This is a genomic window from Thermoflexibacter ruber, assembly GCF_900113045.1.
GTDB lineage: Bacteria > Bacteroidota > Bacteroidia > Cytophagales > Thermoflexibacteraceae > Thermoflexibacter > Thermoflexibacter ruber.
The window spans coordinates 62,643-82,442 of the sequence record NZ_FONY01000015.1 but is presented as its reverse complement, the minus strand read 5'-3'; the positions used below and the strand labels follow the sequence as shown (position 1 = coordinate 82,442).

Annotated in this window: 14 protein-coding genes and 1 tRNA gene; 7 read left to right on the top strand and 8 right to left on the bottom strand. The window is 37.6% G+C overall.

Going from position 1 to position 19,800, the window contains the following annotated elements; translation table 11 throughout:
• Window positions 1-11: 11 nt before the first annotated feature.
• On the top strand, window positions 12-1,172 hold the full coding sequence (locus BM141_RS09710; RefSeq protein WP_091544631.1) for a pyridoxal phosphate-dependent aminotransferase: 1,161 nt from the start codon (window positions 12-14) through the stop codon (window positions 1,170-1,172).
• A gap of 60 nt (window positions 1,173-1,232) precedes the next feature.
• On the opposite strand, the gene BM141_RS09705 is transcribed toward BM141_RS09710, so the two are convergent.
• The 4 genes from BM141_RS09705 to BM141_RS09690 form a co-directional block, all read right to left on the bottom strand.
• Window positions 1,233-2,546 (bottom strand): TraB/GumN family protein, encoded by a 1,314-nt coding sequence (locus tag BM141_RS09705; RefSeq protein WP_091544628.1) that lies wholly within the window; start codon window positions 2,544-2,546, stop codon window positions 1,233-1,235.
• Window positions 2,547-3,203: 657 nt separating this feature from the next.
• Window positions 3,204-4,418 (bottom strand): PepSY-associated TM helix domain-containing protein, encoded by a 1,215-nt coding sequence (locus tag BM141_RS09700; protein WP_091544625.1) that lies wholly within the window; start codon window positions 4,416-4,418, stop codon window positions 3,204-3,206.
• A gap of 243 nt (window positions 4,419-4,661) precedes the next feature.
• On the bottom strand, window positions 4,662-7,103 hold the full coding sequence (locus BM141_RS09695) for a TonB-dependent receptor (protein WP_091544622.1): 2,442 nt from the start codon (window positions 7,101-7,103) through the stop codon (window positions 4,662-4,664).
• A 433-nt stretch (window positions 7,104-7,536) separates the two neighbouring features.
• A complete protein-coding gene (locus tag BM141_RS09690; protein WP_091544619.1) occupies window positions 7,537-10,365 on the bottom strand; it encodes an outer membrane beta-barrel protein in 2,829 nt (942 codons plus the stop codon).
• 485 nt (window positions 10,366-10,850) lie between these two features.
• On the opposite strand from BM141_RS09690, the gene BM141_RS09685 reads away from it, so the two are divergent.
• Both BM141_RS09685 and BM141_RS09680 read left to right on the top strand, forming a co-directional pair.
• Entirely contained in the window at window positions 10,851-11,846 is a 996-nt protein-coding gene (locus BM141_RS09685) for a GRP family sugar transporter (protein ID WP_091544616.1), read from the top strand.
• 60 nt (window positions 11,847-11,906) lie between these two features.
• The gene (locus BM141_RS09680; protein ID WP_091544613.1) at window positions 11,907-12,935 is read left to right on the top strand and encodes a Gfo/Idh/MocA family protein; all 1,029 of its coding nucleotides are present in this window, start codon (window positions 11,907-11,909) and stop codon (window positions 12,933-12,935) included.
• Between the two features lie 26 nt (window positions 12,936-12,961).
• Here BM141_RS09680 and BM141_RS09675 read toward each other — a convergent pair whose 3' ends face one another.
• Window positions 12,962-13,768, bottom strand: coding sequence for a hypothetical protein (locus BM141_RS09675; RefSeq protein WP_091544610.1), 807 nt, complete (start codon window positions 13,766-13,768; stop codon window positions 12,962-12,964).
• Window positions 13,769-13,862: 94 nt separating this feature from the next.
• On the opposite strand from BM141_RS09675, the gene BM141_RS09670 reads away from it, so the two are divergent.
• The gene (locus tag BM141_RS09670; protein ID WP_091544606.1) at window positions 13,863-14,528 is read left to right on the top strand and encodes an arginine-tRNA-protein transferase; all 666 of its coding nucleotides are present in this window, start codon (window positions 13,863-13,865) and stop codon (window positions 14,526-14,528) included.
• A 69-nt stretch (window positions 14,529-14,597) separates the two neighbouring features.
• Window positions 14,598-15,533, top strand: a complete 936-nt coding sequence (locus BM141_RS09665) for a phosphoglycerate dehydrogenase (RefSeq protein WP_245764038.1) — start codon at window positions 14,598-14,600, stop codon at window positions 15,531-15,533.
• Between the two features lie 6 nt (window positions 15,534-15,539).
• On the opposite strand, the gene BM141_RS09660 is transcribed toward BM141_RS09665, so the two are convergent.
• From BM141_RS09660 to BM141_RS09650, 3 genes are read right to left on the bottom strand one after another with little or no spacing between them, the layout of a single operon-like run.
• On the bottom strand, window positions 15,540-16,496 hold the full coding sequence (locus BM141_RS09660) for a glutamate--tRNA ligase family protein (RefSeq protein ID WP_091544601.1): 957 nt from the start codon (window positions 16,494-16,496) through the stop codon (window positions 15,540-15,542).
• Window positions 16,497-16,518: 22 nt separating this feature from the next.
• Window positions 16,519-17,637 carry an outer membrane beta-barrel protein gene (locus BM141_RS09655; RefSeq protein WP_245764037.1) on the bottom strand — a complete coding sequence of 373 codons (1,119 nt, stop codon included), beginning with the start codon at window positions 17,635-17,637 and terminating at the stop codon, window positions 16,519-16,521.
• A gap of 35 nt (window positions 17,638-17,672) precedes the next feature.
• Window positions 17,673-18,155, bottom strand: coding sequence for a hypothetical protein (locus BM141_RS09650; RefSeq protein ID WP_091544594.1), 483 nt, complete (start codon window positions 18,153-18,155; stop codon window positions 17,673-17,675).
• 217 nt (window positions 18,156-18,372) lie between these two features.
• On the opposite strand from BM141_RS09650, the gene BM141_RS09645 reads away from it, so the two are divergent.
• Both BM141_RS09645 and BM141_RS09640 read left to right on the top strand, forming a co-directional pair.
• Window positions 18,373-19,560, top strand: coding sequence for an FG-GAP repeat domain-containing protein (locus BM141_RS09645; RefSeq protein ID WP_245764036.1), 1,188 nt, complete (start codon window positions 18,373-18,375; stop codon window positions 19,558-19,560).
• 88 nt (window positions 19,561-19,648) lie between these two features.
• Window positions 19,649-19,724: transfer RNA gene (locus BM141_RS09640), tRNA-Gly, on the top strand.
• Window positions 19,725-19,800: the final 76 nt, after the last annotated feature.

Sequence of the window (19,800 nt, the reverse complement as noted above, 5' to 3'; positions counted from 1 at the left end):
GTACGTTCCTCATGATTATTCCAAAAGCAAAGCGGCTTCAATCGCTCAAAGAATATTACTTTTCAGTCAAGTTAGCGGAAATTCGCCAAATGCAAGCAGAAAGCAAGCCTGTCATCAACTTGGGCATTGGAAGCCCTGACCTTGCCCCTTCGCAAGCTACGATAGATGAATTGGTTAGCTCTGCTAACAACCCTAATAACCATGCCTATCAGCCTTATAAGGGTATTCCCGCTCTCCGCAAGGCAATGGCAGATTTTTATCGAGATATTTATACTGTTTCGCTTGATCCTGATACAGAAATTCTCCCCTTGATTGGCTCAAAAGAGGGGATTACGCATATTTCTTTGGCATTTTTAGACCCTGAAGATGAGGTACTTGTACCTGAGTTGGGCTATCCTGCCTACGCTGCGGTATCGGAGATGGTAGGGGCAGAAGTGATTTATTATCCTTTGTTGGAGAATCAAAATTGGCAACCTGATTTTGAGGCTTTAAATAATATGAATTTGAAGAAAGTAAAACTCATGTGGCTCAACTACCCCAATATGCCCACAGGAGCGAAAGCAGAGCGTAGGACTTTTGAAAAATTGGTAGCTTTTGCCAAAGAAAAGAAAATTTTGCTTTGCCACGATAATCCTTATAGCCTGATTTTGAATCAGGAAGCACCTATCAGTTTGCTGTCTATCGAGGGGGCAAAAGAGGTAGCTTTGGAACTGAACTCCATGAGCAAAACACACAACATGGCAGGCTGGAGAATAGGCTGGCTTAGTGGGGCAAAACCTTACATAGATGCCGTCTTGACGATTAAAAGCAATGTGGACTCCGGTACTTTTTTCCCCATGCAAGCTGCTGCAGTCAAGGCTTTCCAGAATCCCATAGCTTGGCACGAAGCAAGAAATGCCATCTATAAACAAAGACGAGAAATTGCTTACCAACTCTTAGATGCCTTGCAGTGCCAATACGACAGGCAGCAAGTAGGAATGTTCATTTGGGCAAAAATTCCTGATAATCTGAGAGATGCGGGAGAATTGGTCGATAAACTGCTCTATGAAAAGTACGTATTTATTACTCCCGGTTTTATTTTTGGAGAGAAAGGCAGCAGGTATGTTCGGGTTTCTTTGTGTAGCAAGGAGGAGGTGCTAAAAGAGGCATTGAGTAGGGTAAGACAAAATTAAAAATTAGCAATTCCACTTTTTTAAAAGGTAGAATTGCTAATTTTTTGCTAATCTAAGTACTTACAAAGCAATAAAAACTATTTTCTTTTTATCACTGTTTAGCACTACCAACTTTTTGTCTGTAATTTCTAAAATTTCATTGACACTTTCTTTTCCATTCGTATCTTTACGGATAATCTGCTTGCTATCTTCGGAAAGTTTCCAAGTGCCTGATTGAGGATTGTTAGGAATATCTACAAAGAAAGTATTATCAGTTTTGTACTCTGTGGTAACATTGCTCAGCATCTGTGCTAATAGCATTTTTTGCCCTTCCAACTGTTTGGCTTGCCCTGCATCTCGTTTTCTAACTCCCTCTATGACATCTTCGACCATTTGGGGAATAACACTCTCATCAGGTTTCCACTTGCGAATCAGTAACTTAGCTATTTCATTGTGCTGATTTGCATTGCTTTCTGAAACTGTGGTATTGTTTTTTATTTCTTGCTTGTTCTCAATAGGCTTGACCGTGTAGCCTTGTTTTCTAAGCAGACTGATGACTCCTGTTTCCCCGCCAAGGTGCCCTGCCCCTACGGCAAAAAATGTAGGTTTTTCCTTACACATTTTTTCTATCTTAGGAATCCAATTGCGGTTTCTGTCCTCTAACATCACCTTTTCCATGCCTTGCATTTCTTTGTTAAAGTAATCAATACTAATAGCATACAACTTTTCTATGTCTTGGTTTTTGTAGAGGTAGAGCATTTCTCGGAGTTCTTTTCTATATTTTTCATATTCCGTAATACTTTCCAAGAGCGATTTTGCTTGCATAGGATAAGGCAGAAAATCTATGGCTTTCATTTGGTCTGCTATGGTTTCTAAGCCCAGTACTTCTGCATTTTGTGCTTTGGCTAACTGTACCAAAGTCATCTCCCAAGAGGCAGTCTGACAGCCTAAGTATTTGGAATAGAGCATAGAAGAAAGCATAAAAGGCTTAAAAGTAGCTAATTGGTCTAAGGGCAGCCCTAAACTGTCTTTAAAAAACTGCTCAACGACAGCATAGTCTTTTTCATTCAAGTACTCCTTCAAGGTTTTACCGTTGGACATGACCATGCTTTTTTGCATTTCTGTCATTAAATTAGGGTCGTCCATGTCCAACTCTAACACTAATTGCTGAGAAGCCTTTACTTTGCTTTTAATTGCCTCTGTTAGCATCAAATCTTGAGGGCAGAGTACGTGAAAAGTACCAAAAAGATAAGAAGGTTGCTTCAAATCCTTTCCCGAAATCTCCCAAAGCAGGCTTGAGGACGCATTCTGAGCTTTTGCGATGTGTTGCCCAATAAAGAATCCGAGCATAAATAAACCTAAGAAAACGATAATCTTTTTTACTAATGATTTCATTTTTTCATGAATTTAGATGAGAACTCTGAAATTTGACTTGTGATTGTTTCACAGTACAAATAACGAGAGTTTAGGGCAAACCATTGGTGAAATAAAAACTAAAGAAAACTTAAAGAAAACTTAAAAGATAGGGCTTTTTTTATATACGAAACTTTACTGTGGATTTAATTTAACGAAACATTCTCAAATAATACTTTGCGTTGGGTGGTAGCACATCTTGAAACGGATAGTATAAAACTAAACTCTTGATACTCTTGCTTATCGAAACAGAAACACATATTCTGAAAAAGAGTTTGTACAAGTACACTTTTACTTGCCAGATAGGTTTTTATAACTCTTGTTTTTTTATCTCTTTTTAGAAAATATCGCTAAGGCTATAAATTTCTACTTGAGATAAAAACTGCCAGACAAAGTCTGACAGTTTTTATGCGTACTTCACCTTATCATAACAATAAATATGAATCTATCTCTATTATGCTTGGTGTTAGTAACAAAAAACTACTAAGTAAAACCTAATAGCTTTTTCATAGGCTTCGATTGATTTTTATCCATTTGCCAAATCAGTGAAATTGTTTTTATTTAGACTTATTAAGAATAAGTGATTAAATATATGTATCAAAACTCAAGTAAGCAAATTTTGCTTAGAATAATTCTCAGTTATTTTCTATTGTGCAATGTTAAAACGTAAGGTTCAGATTTTGGTGCAGCGATTTTCAATTCTTTCTTTTTCTTATAATTACGTTTATTATACCAAATTAAAAATCCTGTAATTGGTAAACTTGTAGCAAATAAACTTGCCAGAAATGCCAAAATCTTACCTACTATGCCAAACATTTTACCTGTATGCAGGTCGTAGTTTGAGCTACGAATTTTATCGCCTGTTGAGTAATTTTGGTACAAATCTACTCTAAGTAATTTACCTGAATATTGGTCATAATAAAAATTGCTTTGGTTGCGCACTAAACTTGTATAAGGATATCGGAAAAGTACCCGAATCGTAGCCAAACTGTCTTGCGGCAAGTTAATAAAAACCTGATTAAAACCCTCGCCCTGCTTGGCGGCGTGAAGATAGCATTGTTGAATGAGAGATTTTCTTTCCATAATTTTTTCATCAAAAAAATCATGGAGCTGATTTATATTTGAGTTTGTTTTTTGAATATCAATATTTTGCAAACTTTTGGGAACTTCTGAAACTATCTTTTCTTTGTAAATCTGCTTGGAATTGCTTGCCCAATAGACAAAATCCTTGACCGAGTCGAATGTCCACCAAATCCCCGTTAGAGCAATAGGTAGTAAAATCCAAGACATATAAAAGCCATAAATACTATGAAAATCGTAGTTCACTTTCCTCCATTTTGCTGACCACTTAACTGTAAGGGCTTGTTTGAGGACTTGTACATTTTTAGGAAACCACAAAACAAGTCCTGTAATCAATAAAATAAAGAAAATTAACACATTCCACTTTATGATTTCAGAACCAATATCCCCTAACAACAAAGAGGTATGGATATGCTCTACTGCATTTAGAAAATCAGTTTCCATATCCCGAACACCTATTAACGCACCCGAATAAGGGTGAATAGAAATCATTTTGTTGCTTTTGGTGCGAACCATGATGGTGCTTTCAGGAGCAGTTTTCCAACGAACTTGGGTAATTTTCTCTTTGGGAAAGTGCTTTTCTACGATACTGATTGCCTGACTGACATTTATTTTTTCCTTATTTTCAGGTATTACATAGAGGTATTTCGCCTGCGTGAGGTTTCTGATTTCCTCCTCAAAAACGTATAAGCAGCCTGTAAGTGAGACAATGAAGACTACTAATCCAGAGGTTAAACCTAATATCAAATGAACTTTGTTAATAATTTTTTTCATAATTGTTATATAAGTTTTGGATTCAAAAGTTATACTCACACCTGATAGATTTCGCAAACCTGTAAGATGTAAAAGATGGATAGTAATACTTTTTCAATCAAATAAATTCGCAAACTAATTTTGTTTGAATATAAAAAGCTACCCCATAAAACAGAGTAGTTTTTTCAATGTAATTGGATATTGAGATTCATTCAATATCTAAAATTAACATAATATAGTAAGTATGTATCTTTAATTCTGTGATTAAAAGGTGTAAGCTACGGTAGCTAAGAAATTGCGTGGCGCGCCGGGGAAAAGCCTGATATAGTCGTAACCTCCTACCCAGTGCACTTTATTTCCTATATTATTGATATTCAATGAAATCAAAAATTTATTAAAACTATAATATAAAGCTGCATTAAGCAGAGCATACTTAGGGAGACGTTGCCCTCTGTTCAGTGAAGGTACTCTTTCATCTACAAAATTCCCTCCTAAGCCAAAACCTAAACCTTCCAATTTCCCTCGGTCTATTACGTACTTAGTCCAAAAGTTGCCTTGGTGTTTGGGAGCATTGGGTTTCTGATTTCCAATTTCGGATTCATTACTACTTTTGCTGATGATGGCATTGTTATAGGCATAGTTTATCACTACACTCCAATTTGGCAATACTCGCCCTATGAAGTCAATTTCAAAGCCTCTTGCTCTTTCTTGCCCTATTTGACGAAGCAGGTCGGGATTGGTGGGGCTACCTGCATTGATAAGAATATTATTTTGTGTAATCTGATAGATTGCCAGATTTGCAGATAACATTTTATCGAAAAATTCACCTTTTGCTCCTACTTCTATCATTTTAGAAGTCAAAGGGTCAAAAGGACCTCCTGCATTAGGATTAGCAATAGAACTAGCCGTTTGAGGATTGTAACCTTCTACGTAAGTTAGATACGTATTGATATGCTGCGTAAGCGAATACACCAAACCTATACGGGGAATAAGGGCTGTTTGCTGTATTTTCTGCTCGTCTGCTGTTTTATAACTGAACAAGTCATTGTAGTATTCCTGACGCAAGCCAATGAGAGCTTGTAATTTACCTATTTTGATTTGGTCTTGGAGATAAAAACCATTAATGCTATAAAAACTTGGCACAATTACACTTTGTGTAAAGAAATACTTGCTTATGTCGGCTATTCGGTAAGGATTTCCACTTGCCAAGTCAAAATGAGGTACGTTAGGGATAGGATTCCCACGACTGTCCAACAAATAATTCCTTGCATTAGCAGGATTGAATGTCCCGATGATTCCTGTATTAGCGGCATTGCGATAGCCACTTGCTACAGAGAAGCCACCGCCTAAAGGTACAGTTTCTTGGATGTAGTCATAACCTACTAATAGTTTGTGGCTTACACTCTTTCCTGTATTAAAATCAATAGTAAAATAAGTAGTCAAATTATCTACAAATCGCTTACGCTGGCGTAGGAAAACTTGCATTTCTAAAAGTGTTGGAATATCCCTTCCCGTTCCATCTTTGGCATATCTATTGGCAGTACGATGCTCTAATAAATCCTCTGCATAAGCGAACTTCATGTAAGAAGTATTAAAAGTAATTTTCTCAGAAAATTTGTGGTTTAAAGAAGCAGTAATAAATAAGTTATCTTCATTTAAAAAATCATTTACTGCTCCTGTGGCAAAGGAAATAGGCGTAGAGTAAAGGTCGCCTGTTCCAAAAACCGCCTGTCCTCTGTCTAAGCGGCTTTTAGAACGGTTATATACCATGTCAAAATTGATTCTTGTTTTTTCACTTGGTAAGAAAGAAATAGAAGGAGCTATAACGATGTTGTTATTAAACTGCATATTGCGAAAACTCTCTGCATTTTCATAACCTAAATTGAGCCGATAAAGCAAGGTTTTTTGCTCATTCATAGGTCCTGTAAAATCTGCCAAAGCTCTAAATGTTTGGAAACTACCTGTAGTAAAACTTAATGACTGACGTTTTTCGTCCAAAGGCTTTTTGGTAACTCGGTTAATGGTGCCTCCTGGGTCGGTATTCCCAAAAAGAGCAGAAGCAGGTCCTTTTATGACTTCCATTCTCTCCAAGTTGATAGTTAAAGGCTGTTTCCAGAATCCACTTGTAATTCGTAGTCCATTAATAAGCTGTACATTGCTACGAAAACCGCGTAGAGTAAAATCATCATAAAAAGAAAACTGATTGACACCGCTTACATTTTTGATAATTTCACCTGTACGAATGGCTTGTTGGTCTTGGATTAGCTCTTTGGTTACATAGCTAACCGACTGCGGAATGTCTTTGAGAGCAGTAGCAGTTTTGGTTGCGATAAAGGAACTTTCATTTTTATATGTTGTTTCCTTACGTCCTATGATTTCCACGCTTTGGAGTTCGGTGATGTTTTCTGTTACTACAAGGTTTAGGATTAACTCATCACCCTCTTTAAGAACAATATTCTGCCTTTGGCTAAGGTAGCCTATACCAGAAACTACAAGTTTGTATTTTCCTGCTTGAATATTAGTAATAGTAAACTGTCCTTCCGTATCAGTGATTGTACCCATGCCCGTGCCTTCTAAAACGATATTTAAGGCAGGTACAGGTTTATCATTTTGGTCTTTGATGCTGCCTTTGATAGACTGAGCTAAGGTAAGAAAGGGAGCAGCAGAAAGTATCAAAAATATTAATATATAGTAACAATTTTTCATAGGTCAATTTATTTGTTTTTATTTAGACTAATTCCAATTATATTCGCAAAAATAATATCAAACTTATAAAAACAAAAATTTATTTAGATTAATTCTAAATAAATTTTTGTTGCGACTCTGATTAGCTTGAGCTTGTTACTTGTTCATATTTAGCAGGTGAATAGAATGACGCTTAATATTCTAATTTTGGAACATGAACTCTGCAGAAAATTATGGACATTTACATACAAGATTATATTTTACAAATGTGTTACCAATAAGTAAAGATAAACTTTACCAAAGAAAACTCCCTAAAGAACTTCAAATACGCCGTGTAAGTCAGGTTTCACTTCTTCGGAGTTTAGTCAGGCAATCACTTTGGTGGCTACAAATATAGCACACCTTTGGTGTTTGATATAGATAAATTACCCTCAGCAGAGTAATAGGTCATAGGTTACTTTTTCCCTCCAAAATTCCGAATATTGTAAGTAAATATGAGCATATAGTATTGGCGAAGCACTTGGGTTCTTACGTCCTCAATGTAAGATTCGCTTACATTTCGCACTATGCTGTTGTTTTGGTTTAGCAAGTCAAACACACTCAGTTTGATTTCTCCCTTCTGATTCCACAACTTTCGCCCTATGCTCATGTTCCAAAGCAAGAAGTTTTGGTTAAAGCCACCTGCCAAACCTGTGAACCAAGTATGCCCTATATCGCTTTGCAAGAGAAAGTTTCTGAAAAGAAAATTGGTGCGGAGGTTGGTTGTTTGCGAGTAATAGGTATTGTCCAACTGGGCTTGGATAGAGTTTTTCACTATACCGTAATTCCCTGAGTAAGAAAGGTTAAAGTCTATGTTTTCACTGATGTTGCTGGCAATAGTAAGCCCTTGGCTGATAACGTAGCTATCAGAAATGTTCGTAGTATTATTTATCAGGCTTGGGGTTCTGGTATAGCCTACTCTGGTATTGAAGTTTACCGTAATTTTGAGTTTTTTAATAGGAAGCCCATAGACGCTAAAATAATTCAGATTCAACTGATTGTCAAGATTGACAGGTTGGGAGAATTGCGAACCTCTTTTTAAGACAATCTCGTTGGCAATGATTGTATCTCTTTGAGCAATCGTAACCGCATTGCTAATTGGATTTTGAGTATAGTTTACATTAAAAAAGGTGAAAAAAGTGGTGGCTTTTTCTGGATTATTTGCCGAGTAGCGCAGAACAAGGCGGTGATTGTAGCTTTGTACCAAATCTGGATTTCCTGAGGTCAGGAAAAGAGGATTGGTATTATTGACTACATTTTGCAACTGGTTTACCGAAGGGGCATTGACCGAAGTACGGTAAAAAAGGCGAATATTTTTGGTATTAGAAAAATTGTACCGTAGGTTAAAATTAGGTAATAAGTTATTGAAATTGCGTTGAACGGTATTGTTGATAGGAAAAAGCTGTTCCCCAATAAGCTGGGCATTTTGGTATGACATACCTGCCGTAAACTGCGTTTTTCTGTTATTATAGCGATAGCTTACTCCCCCTCTGTGAGAAACATAGTCATTATCAAAAGTATTGGAAAGCAAAGTGTCCAAAATATTAAATGTTTGGCTTGTTTCATTGAAAGCATTGGTTCTGCGGTCAGAATAGTTGTTGTTGTAGGAAATATTATAGTCTAACTGCAAGACGCTTTGGCGATTGATAGGCTCAGTATAAGATAAATTGCCCTCAATAGTGTAAGCATTAGTAAGCTGGTCGGTGCGCTGGTTTTGGTTAGTAGTATTGATGATATTCCCTTGGAAAAACTCATTTTGAGCGAATAAGAAAGATTCGTTGTCGCGATTATTAAAATTAGTATTAAGGCTAACGGAGTAGGTGCGTCCTCGTTTTTTAAAAGCATGACGAAAGAGAATCTCATTACCAAAATTATACGCAAAAACATTGTTGCGATTCAAATTTTGTGTTCTATTCAGTAAAGCACCATTGGCTAAAGCATTTGCTCCTGTCAGATTAGTAGAGGCTTCGTTGAGTTGGAAACTCAATCTTGGGGTAATCAGCAAAGAATTTGCAGAATCTATTTTGTACTCCAAGCGAGCATTCAAGCGGTGATTTTGGTTAGCACTTTCCGAAAGGCTGTTTTGGTCGTAGAGTTGATTGGTATTATTGCTTAAAAACAAAGTACGAGCCAAGTCTTGGGCATTGACATTGGTGCTGCGGTTAAAGAAATAACTACCCGTAATTGTTACTTTCTTTCCCCAATTATCGCTGTAATTCAAGCCAATGGAATGTGTATTGGTGATTCCGCTTTGCTGACCTATTAGGAAATTATTGGCATTGTTGTTTCCCCCCTGCCAATTTCCGCCACCTTGCCCACCTCTACCCGCTCCGCCTTGCCCTCTGCCTCCTTGTCCGCGATTACCTCCTCCTTGGTTGCCCGAAACTCCTGCTAAGTCCTGAGAAGAAAAATTTTGTTGGTTAATATTGTTGCTGAGAGCCACCAAAGAAATACGGCGAGCTTCTTTGAAATAGTTGAGCGTTGCGCCTGCTTGGTAGCGGTCATCAGTACCGTAGCCCCCGTAGATTCGCCCAAATTGACCGTTGCGGCTATCTGCTTTGGTAACGATATTAATCGTTTTGATAGTATTTCCGTCATCAAAACCGCTAAATTGGGACTGCTCACTTAGTCGGTCAAAAACTTGGATTTTTTCTATGACCTCCGAAGGCAAGTTCCGCAAAGCAATAACGGCATCGTCCCCAAAAAATTCTCTCCCGTCCACCAATACACGCCCTACGTTTTCTCCTTGTGCTTGTACTACTCCTCCCTCTACGGTCAAACCCGGCATTTTCTTTATCAAGTCCTCCGCAGAAGCATCTTTATTCATTTTGTAAGCTTTGGTGCTTAGTTCTACTGTATCTCCTTTTTGCTGGGCGAGTGCCGCCTGCCCAACTACTTCGACTTGTTTGAGCATTGATACTTTGGGAGCGAGGTATATATTGCCTAAGTCCAGCACAGGTTGGCGAAAGAAGATAGTGGTATCAATGTCTTTATAACCTATAAAGGTGATTTTCAGTTTATAAGGTTGTCTTTGAGTAGGTTTGAGGCTGAAGTTGCCTTCTAAGTCGGTAGTGGTAAAAAACTTTTTGGTAGTATCTCTGATACCCGTAAGGATTACATTGGCACTAATCAGGGGAGATTTGTCTAAACTATCCGATACTGTCCCTTTTAGTTCTAAATTTTGGGCTTGTAAGGTGCTTGCCAAAAAAAACAAGCCAATGAGAATGAAGTAAATTTTTTTCATGGTTTTTTAAGTGGTTAAGTCGTTGGTCTAAAGAAAGTAAAATATTTCTTTTAGACTAACTAAACTCAGAAAGGTTTAAAATTTGTCGAATTTTTTTGATTAGCAGAATCTACAATCCAAATAGGGTAAGGCACAAACTTTTGAAAAATTTGATAAAGTACTGATGGTGATGATTCCAATTGTATGATGGTATTTTATCTGCTGTTATCAATTTGATGAGAAAAGTGTTTTTTTGAATAAAAATCTGTGTTTATCAGCCCAATCCGTATTATCGGTGTTCTATTTTGGAACACTGATGACACAGATTGTACCGATGAGAACGGATTTTTTTAAACACATAAAATTATCATACATTTGAAAGCAACACCTGATTATAAACTGCTAAAAATTCTTTCTTAATTATACAAATTTTTAAACAAAAAAACTAATATTTGTCATACAGCCTTTCGTTCCTGATTTTTTACTCTATCAATAACATTTCTACTATGATAGTCATTCAAAATTATCCATTAGCAGTGATTTTTTGCATCTTAGCAATGATTTGCTGGGGTTCTTGGCAAAATACTCGAAATTGGGCAGGTTTAGCATGGCGTTTTGAGCTTTATTATTGGGACTGTGCCTTAGGCATTTTGCTTTTATCTTTTTTAGCGGCTATCACCATAGGTAGTATGGGTGATACAGGGCAGACATTTTGGGAGAGCCTCGCACAGGCTACGCCTACCTATATCGCTTATGCCATGCTCGGAGGAGTAATTTGGAATCTTGGAAACCTGCTTTTAGTTGCAGGTATTTCCTTAGCAGGCATGGCAACTGCCTTCCCAATAGGTGGAGGTTTAGCTTGGCTATTAGGTATTTTGGTCAATTACATTGGCAAGCCCGAAGGAAATCCTTATTATCTCTTAGCGGGAGGGACTGCGATTGCTTTGGCTATCTATCTTTGCACCTTAGCCTACCAACGCCTACAGCAAGGGAAAGCAGAAGTTTCCTATAAGGGAGTCATACTTGCATTTATCGCAGGGGTACTCATTGCCTTTTTCTATCGCTTTGTTGCTATTTCCCTGATTTCTGACTATGCCAATCCTGAAATTGGCAAACTAACTCCGCTGACAGGGGTATTTTTCTTTTGTGTAGGGGCTTACCTAAGCACATGGGTATTGAATCCTATTTTTATGAAAAAACCTGTTAAAGGAGAGTCTGTCAGTATGAGAGATTACCTCAAAGGCACGCCTAAGCAACATCTTATAGGCATACTTGGGGGTATGATTTGGTGTTGCGGAATGGTGTTTAGCTTTATGGCGGCAGACCAAGCAGGCTTTGCTATTTCCTACGGATTGAGCAATTCTGCTCCCATAGTAGCGGCTCTTTGGGGAATTTTCGTTTGGAAAGAATTTGCAAATGCTCCCGCAGGTACTTCCAAACTATTAGCGGGAATGTTTGGCTTTTATTTTATAGGCTTGGTATTACTGATTTTGGCTAAGTAGGCATCAAGAGCAAAAAACTATCTAATTAAGTTTGTTTCTAAATTAGTAAATACATTGAAAATGAAAAACTTTGCAGTAATAGGTTGTGGGTTCTGGTCGCACTTCCAAGTAGCCGCATGGCACGAGTTAGAAGGCGTAAAATTAGTTGCCGTCTGCGACAAGGATATAAGTAAAGCCAAAGCATTAGCGACAAAGTTTGGCAATCCAACAGTTTACACTCAGGCAGAGGAGATGTTTCGCAACGAGAAACTTGATTTTGTCGACATTATCTCAAGCGTAAACACTCACTGTGAATTAGTACTACTTGCCTCCAAGTACAAAATAGACGCTATTTGCCAAAAACCTATGGCAGAAAATCAAGCAGATGCGTTGAAGATGCTTAGAGCGGCGAAAGAGGCTTCTATCCGTTTTTTTATACACGAAAACTTCCGTTGGCAAGCACCGCTGCGAGAGTTGAAAAATCTCTTAGATACTCAGATTATTGGAAAGGCTTTCAAAGCTAATCTGAGATTTTGTTGTAGCTTTCCTGTTTTTGATAACCAACCTATCCTGAGAGAGTTAGAGCAGTTCATCATTGCAGACTTAGGGGTACATATCCTTGACCTTGTGCGTTTTTATTTTGGGGAGGTCAATACGCTTTATGCAAAAACCATGCGAATAAATCCTACTATCAAAGGCGAGGACGTCGCCAATGTCTTTATGGAAATGGAAAGTGGCTTGCACTGCTACGCAGAGATGTCCTATGCCTCTATCCTTGAAAATGAGCGATTTCCGCAAACTTTTGTCTTGGTAGAAGCAGAAAAAGGAAGTATGTATCTTGGTTTGGATGGTGAAATTCGCATTACGACTAAAAATGGGACTACTGTAAAAACAGTAACCCCTATGATGTATTCTTGGCTTGACCCTGCCTATGCGGTAGCGCATTCAAGTGCGGTAGATACCAACAGGAATATATTGCAAGGGTTAAATGGTGGTAATTGTGAAACTACGGCAGAGGATAACATCAAAACTTTGAACTTAGTTTTTGCTTCTTACGAATCTGCAAAAACAGGACAAGTTCAAAGAATGAAAGATTATCCTATAGTATAGTCTAAGTAAAAAATAGGTCAATTGGATTAAATCGCTAAACTTAAAAAGATAGAACAGAGCAAAAAGGATATACTTGCAAGAATAAAAACAATGATTTTCAGTACTTTATTAATTCTATAGGTTGCTTTTTTTACCAGCTGTGTTCTCTCTCTCAATAAGCGGTCTATATCTGAAATACCTTTTTGGCTGTAATTTTGAATGGAGGAGGAGATACCTGAGGCTTTAGGCATAAGATTGTACTCACTCGAGGTGTTTACATAATCAAGATATGTTTCCACTCGTTGGAGAAGCGACTCAAATAAACCCTCTATAAGGTTGAAAACAGGATAATAAAGATAAGGTAAACGCTTTTGAATGTCTTTTTCTATGTTTGAAATACCTACCATGAAGGTTGTTGCTTTTATGACTTCTGTAAGTGCGGGAATTTCCATGCAGCCCACTATCATATCCTCATCAGCTACCCCAACCTCAAGCAAAAGCAGACGTACTTGTTTGAGAACTTCTGTAAAAATAGACTCTATTTCCTTTGACAGACGATTAATAAATAAGATTACTCCAAACAGTAGCCCACAAAGCGAAGCCAATGTTCCTCCTAATACAAAGAATATCGTACCTAAAAGATACTGACCGAGAAAACAAAACACTGTCGTAATTAACACTGTTAAGGTCAGCAGTACAGCTGTAGGAATAAAAATGGTCTTAGCAAAGTAATTAGGAAACTGAATCAAACTCCTTATCTTTAAGGCAATTTCTTCTCTGTCCAAAGGCAAGAGGCTGATTCCTGTGGTTTCTTGAAGTCTCTCACTAAGTTTTATGACGGCATCTTTGTTCATCTTAACTTTAATCTACTCAATAAATTTATAAAAAGTTCTTGCAAAATAAATAAAATTCCTCAAAATTTAAAAATAATTTAATACTTCAGTGTCTATGTCTGAATGGACGTATAAGCCTTTCCTTATTAATGAATATTTTATCACAAGGAAAATAACAGCAGAAACGTTAGATAGTGTTTTAGCCAATGGGTGGAGGCATTTTGGTACATACTTTTTCCGCTACAATGTAAGTTTTTATCAAGGACAGTTTTGCAATGTGATTCCTTTGCGAGTCGACTTACAAAAATTTACACTTTCAAAAAATCAGCAAAAAATTTGGAAAAAGAACCAAGATTTAAGTGTTCTCGTCCAGCCTATCCAGATAACCCAAAACGTATTAGATTTGTTTGAAAAACACAAAGTAAAGTTCAAAGCAAACATGCCTGAAAGTATTTACACTTTTCTTTCTACAAATCCTGCCAAAGTTCCCTGCCCTGCCATAGAAGTTGGGGTCTATCAGGCTGACAGGTTAGTAGCCATGAGTTTTTTAGATGTAGGGAAAGAGGCTGTTTCAAGTGTTTACGGTATGTATGATTTTGCATTGGCAAATCGCAGTTTGGGAATTTACACTATGTTATTAGAAATAGATTTTGCTGTAAAAACTGATTGTAAGTACTACTATCATGGCTATTGCTTTGATATTCCTTCCTTTTATGATTACAAGAAAAAATTTAAGGGATTACAAGGTTTTGACTGGCAAGGCAGTTGGAATGACTTATAAATTTGCTATTATTACGGCAAAATTACGAATAAGAAAAATCTAAAAATCCTTTTAATACCATAAACTACTGTGAAAGTATTACTTACCTGCCCTCCGATGATAGGGCAACTGCATAGATTCAAACCTTCCTTCGAGGCAAAAGGAGTGGAAGTCATCGTGCCTAAAAATTTTGTGCAACAACTTTCAGAAGAAGAGCTTGTGCAAGTACTACCTGATTTTGATGGATGGATTATTGGAGATGACCCTGTAACCAGACGAGTGCTGGAGGCAGGGAAAAAAGGCAAATTGAAGGGAACTGTAAGGTGGGGAATTGGGGTGGACAATGTGGACTTGCAGGCAGTAAAAGACTTAAATATTCCTTTTTCTAATACCCCTTATATGTTTGGGAGTGAGGTAGCAGACCTCGCTGTAGCCTACGTCATAGCCCTTGCTCGCCATACGCATCTCATTGATAAAGAAGTAAAAGCAGGCGTTTGGGCAAAGCCCGCAGGCATTTCTTTAGCAGGGAAAACTGTAGCTCTTATAGGTTTTGGTGATATTGGCAAAAATGTAGCCAAGCGTCTTTGGGCAATGGACATGGCGTTGAATATCTATGACCCATACGCCAAAGATAGAGAAAGATATGATAACTATAATTTTTTCAACTTCCCAGAGAAGTTAGAAGAAGCTGACTTTGTAGTACTTGCGTGTGCTTTGACCCCTGAAAATAAGCACCTTATCAATGCAAATAGCCTCGCTAAAATGAAAGATGAAGTACGTATCGTCAATGTGTCCAGAGGGGGTTTGATAGATGAAAATGCTTTAATAGAAGCACTAAAAAGTAAGAAAGTACACTCGGTTGCCTTAGACGTTTTCGAGGTGGAGCCTCTGCCTATGGACTCCCCCCTAAGACAGTTTGATAACACCATTTTTGGTTCTCACAACGGCTCTAATACTATAGACGCAGTCATCAGGGCAAGTAGAAAAGCTATGAGTTTAGTTTTTGAATTTATGGGGATAGAGTAAAAATCTTTACCAACGAGGGAAATAAAGTTTTGAGGAGATGTTACTTAGTGCAAACTCGTCTAACAAGTTTTGTAAAGTAAAAATACGGCTTTTAATGCCTAACTGCTCTGCTATCCATTGGAAAATAGGTTGGGGAGAGAGTAAACTTTTTCTCAATTCTTTGATAGACAGGGAATCATGTGATTTAGACATTTTTTGTTCTCCCTTTTCATACAGCAATGGATGATGAAGAAAAGGAATTTTTGTAAAATTTTCTTTTTTAAGAAATTGAGCTAAAAGGATTTGTGCGGCAGTAGAGTTCACCAAGTCCTCCCCCCTTACTATAAAATTGATTCTGTACTCGAGGTCATCGGACAAGGAAGCTATTTGATAAGCAGGAATTTGGTCTTTGCGCCTAATGATAAAATCTCCCATTTTTTCTGCTAAATTGATGCTGATTTCTCCTTTGAATACATCTTGAAAACGAATAGGTATTGGAGGGACTTCTATCCTCCATGCAGTTTCTGTTTTTTGAGCAACCAGATGCCGATTTAAGATTTTGCTATCTCTACAAAATCCTGTGTACAAGCCATTTAGCGAGTTATTTTGTATTTCTTTACGAGAGCAGCTACAAGCATAGACCAAAGGTGGAGAAATATTCAGAAGTCCATTTAACAACTGTTCGTATTGGCTAATTCTGTGTTCTTGAGAAAAATTCTTTAGGAAATCTTCTGTTCCGCCTGCCCCCTCGTCATAGTCTATGCCTAACCATTCCAAAGTTTGAAAAATATCGTCTAAATACTCAATTCTTCTTCTTTGACTGTCCAAATCATCTATTCGCAAAAGTAAAGTGCCTTTTTGTTGCCTAACTATGAGCCAAGTAAGCACAAAAGAAAAAACGTTTCCTAAGTGCAAGAAGCCACTTGGCGTGGGGGCAAGCCGAGAGCGAAGAGAAAAAAAATGATTATCTTTGTAAGTGTTCATCGCTGCTTAGTACAAATCTAATCTAAAACCAAACCGTGATGTTTCCAATAAGTAGCTGACTGTTTTTCATAGGATTACTTTCTGAGTTTTGGAAAACTGTTTTATCAGAAAAGAAACTTCGGCTTTCCAAACGTGCTAAAATATTTTTTTCTATACTATAATTCAAACACAAAGAGGCACTTGCGGAAGAAAACCCATTGACTGGGTTGATAGGGGAAATTTGCACACTTTTAGGGTCATTAAAATATTCTAAACGCCCTGAAAGTGAAAATTTGGGTGCAAACTTATAACTCCCTATCAGATTGGCATTGTACCAAATTTGATGCTCTGTTTTCCCTGCTGCATGTTTGGTTTCTTGCGAACCTACATAAAAGCAAGATGTTCCAGTGAATTTACCTTTTTTATAAATGAAATAAACATCTGTAAAATAGCGATTTCCAAAATCGGGTCTGATGACAGAGTTTTCATTGCCAATGTATGTACTCCAACTGATAAGCAGGCTATTATGAGGGCGATATTCTAACTGTGTCCCTATGGATTTGCTTTCGTTTACATCTCTAATTTGTTGCCAACCGTTGAGCAGGTAAAGAGAAAAATGGACTTTTTTGCTGAGAGGAATCCCTAATTTGGCTCCTGCCAGATAATAAGGCACGTACTCAGGGGCAAAAGAACGGCTGTACATAAGTTGGTCTTTGGAAATGGCAGTTTCGTTGGTATAGGGAGAGCCTAATACCCCAAGTTCTAACCATATCTCTTTGTTTTTGAATAATTTAATACCTATATTGCCTTCCACTATATTCTTTAGTGTACCTTGCTCTGCCGCATAGTTAGCGTTCATGTAAGTTCCGAATCCGGGAATAAATTTTGCCCTCATTCTGGAAGATGTGTATTCAACGGAAATATATGCCAAGTTGATATTCAATTCGTTATGCCTTGCTGAATTGACAAAATAGGCTCTGTCCTTGTCCTTAGGCTGGCTAAAATCATAGCCGTAATAAACATCGATGTAGCCACCTACGACGAACTTACTATTTACAGTGTCTATATTTGCAAGAGATGCTTTTTGAGCATATAAATTGCTGTTAGACAAGAGATAAAATAGAAAGACCAGCATATAATTAAGTAGAGAGAAAGTTTGCATAAGCTGTGTTCTATCATATTTTTGAATAGCGAATCTCAAAACTTCTTCCCAAAGCTAAATCCAAACCAAGGAACAAAAGAAAACTCATTGATAACAGGTGTAAAGCTGACCCTCCAAAATAAATTTTCTTTTCCATCTTTTCTGTATCCTATACTTGGGATAAAACTTGTAAAAACTTCTGTATTTCCTTTTTCTCGGATAAAAAATCTATGATTACGATTTGCATAGCTTACAGCCATGCCCACATCTAAATAAGAATGAGATTTACTGAGCTTCAGTAAATAGTTGATTCCTATGGGCAAAGTTGTGTAAAGAGCCTTCTCTGTATAAAAACCCAAGCCAATTCTTGCGCTTAATGCAGGTAGCTTAGTTAGCTGTCTTTCATAGTTGATAGAAGCAAACAAGCCACTTCCGCCTATTTCTATATACATACTGTTTCTCAGCGAGTTTTCTTGTGCTTTTAAAGGAATAACAAAGACAAAAAATAACAGGATAAAAATAAAAGCCAAAAATTTCATAGTTTTGAAAAGGTTAAAATTGTAAGGATAGCTTTAATTTTTAATTAGGCTTCACGAGCAAATCTCAATTCAACTTCCTAAAATTAGGAAATTTACGACATTCCAAAGAAACTCCGATAGAGATTACAAATTTAGTTTCCCAAAATTTTATCTGTTCGTTTCTCTTTCTCCGTAAAAAATGTAATTTTATAACTGAAATATTAAAACGCAGTAAAATATGAAAATGAACTCTAAGCTAATTTATTTTTTTGCTTTAACCTTTTTTGTATTAATTTCTCCGATTTATGCTCAGAAATTTGAGGCACAGACGATTGATAAACAAGTAGCTATTGGGTATGGCTTGGCTATAGGGGACGTAGATGGCGACGGAAAGGCAGATATTATTTTAGCCGATAAGAAGCAATTTGTTTGGTACAGGAATGGCGATTGGAAGAGATTTTTGATAGCTGAGAATTTGACAGAGTTTGATAATGTGTGCATAGCCGCAAGAGATATAGACGGAGACGGAAAGGTGGAGATAGCAGTAGGGGCACAGTGGAATCCCTCTGAAACCAAAGATGACCAGAAGTCTGGAAGCGTATTCTACCTGTTGCGTCCCCAAGATGTTACTTCTCAAACTTGGGAAGCAGTACGCTTACATCATGAGCCTACTACACACAGAATGCGTTGGGTAAAAACGGGAAAAACTCAATACACGCTGATAGTGGTTCCTCTGCATGGAAGGAATAATAATGTCAATGCTCCACCAGCGATGCGAGATGCTACGACTAAAGAGGCAGGAGTAAAAGTAATGGCATATTCAGTGCCTAAAAATCCTAAAACAGACAAATGGGAGTACACACTCTTAGATGAGAGCCTGCACGCTACGCATAATTTTGAAGTGTTGGAGTTTGATAAACAGACGCTTATCTTGTTAGGAGGGAGAGAGGGGATTAAAAGAATTACCTGCAAAGAGGGGAAATGGAAAAATGAGGGCTGGCAAGTGGAAGGGTATGGATTTGGCGAGCTGCGTTCTGGTGTATTGAGTGGGAAAAAAAGATTTGTGGCAGGGATAGAACCCATGCACGGCAATGAGCTAAGTGTATATGCTTTTGATAATCAGAAAGAACGACAAAGCCTATACAAAGACTTCCATCAGGGACATGCGCTTGCTTGTGGGGATTTGCTCGGGCTGGGCTACGACCAGATTGTGGCAGGTTGGCGCAATCCCAATAGTGAGAATAAGGTAGGAATTAAGTTGTTTTATTCTGATAAAAATGGGAGAAATTGGCAAGTAATCACCATAGATGATAATACCATGGCTTGTGAGGACTTGCAATTAGCTGACTTAGATGGAAATGGCAAGTTAGACATCATTGCGGCAGGAAGAGCCACCAATAATTTAATCATTTATTGGAACAGATGAGATAAGAGGTTTTTATGATTTTTCACATTTTTTTGCTTGTATTATTGAAAAAAAGTGTAGAAATTTGAACTGTCAATTATCAAAAAAAGCGGGAGTAGCTCAGTTGGTAGAGCGTCAGCTTCCCAAGCTGAAGGTCGCGAGTTCGAGACTCGTTTCCCGCTCCAACAAAGCCATTACAGAGTTTTTGCTTTGTAGTGGCTTTAAATTTATTAAAAACAAACTTTTCATATTAGGTTTACG

Bases quoted from the DNA above. Each gene is read 5' to 3' on its own strand.
- BM141_RS09710 (WP_091544631.1), top strand. From the start codon at position 12: ATGATTATTCCAAAAGCAAAGCGGCTTCAATCGCTCAAAGAATATTAC.
- BM141_RS09705 (WP_091544628.1), bottom strand. From the start codon at position 2,546: ATGAAATCATTAGTAAAAAAGATTATCGTTTTCTTAGGTTTATTTATG.
- BM141_RS09700 (WP_091544625.1), bottom strand. From the start codon at position 4,418: ATGAAAAAAATTATTAACAAAGTTCATTTGATATTAGGTTTAACCTCT.
- BM141_RS09695 (WP_091544622.1), bottom strand. From the start codon at position 7,103: ATGAAAAATTGTTACTATATATTAATATTTTTGATACTTTCTGCTGCT.
- BM141_RS09690 (WP_091544619.1), bottom strand. From the start codon at position 10,365: ATGAAAAAAATTTACTTCATTCTCATTGGCTTGTTTTTTTTGGCAAGC.
- BM141_RS09685 (WP_091544616.1), top strand. From the start codon at position 10,851: ATGATAGTCATTCAAAATTATCCATTAGCAGTGATTTTTTGCATCTTA.
- BM141_RS09680 (WP_091544613.1), top strand. From the start codon at position 11,907: ATGAAAAACTTTGCAGTAATAGGTTGTGGGTTCTGGTCGCACTTCCAA.
- BM141_RS09675 (WP_091544610.1), bottom strand. From the start codon at position 13,768: ATGAACAAAGATGCCGTCATAAAACTTAGTGAGAGACTTCAAGAAACC.
- BM141_RS09670 (WP_091544606.1), top strand. From the start codon at position 13,863: ATGTCTGAATGGACGTATAAGCCTTTCCTTATTAATGAATATTTTATC.
- BM141_RS09660 (WP_091544601.1), bottom strand. From the start codon at position 16,496: ATGAACACTTACAAAGATAATCATTTTTTTTCTCTTCGCTCTCGGCTT.
- BM141_RS09655 (WP_245764037.1), bottom strand. From the start codon at position 17,637: ATGCAAACTTTCTCTCTACTTAATTATATGCTGGTCTTTCTATTTTAT.
- BM141_RS09650 (WP_091544594.1), bottom strand. From the start codon at position 18,155: ATGAAATTTTTGGCTTTTATTTTTATCCTGTTATTTTTTGTCTTTGTT.
- BM141_RS09645 (WP_245764036.1), top strand. From the start codon at position 18,373: ATGAAAATGAACTCTAAGCTAATTTATTTTTTTGCTTTAACCTTTTTT.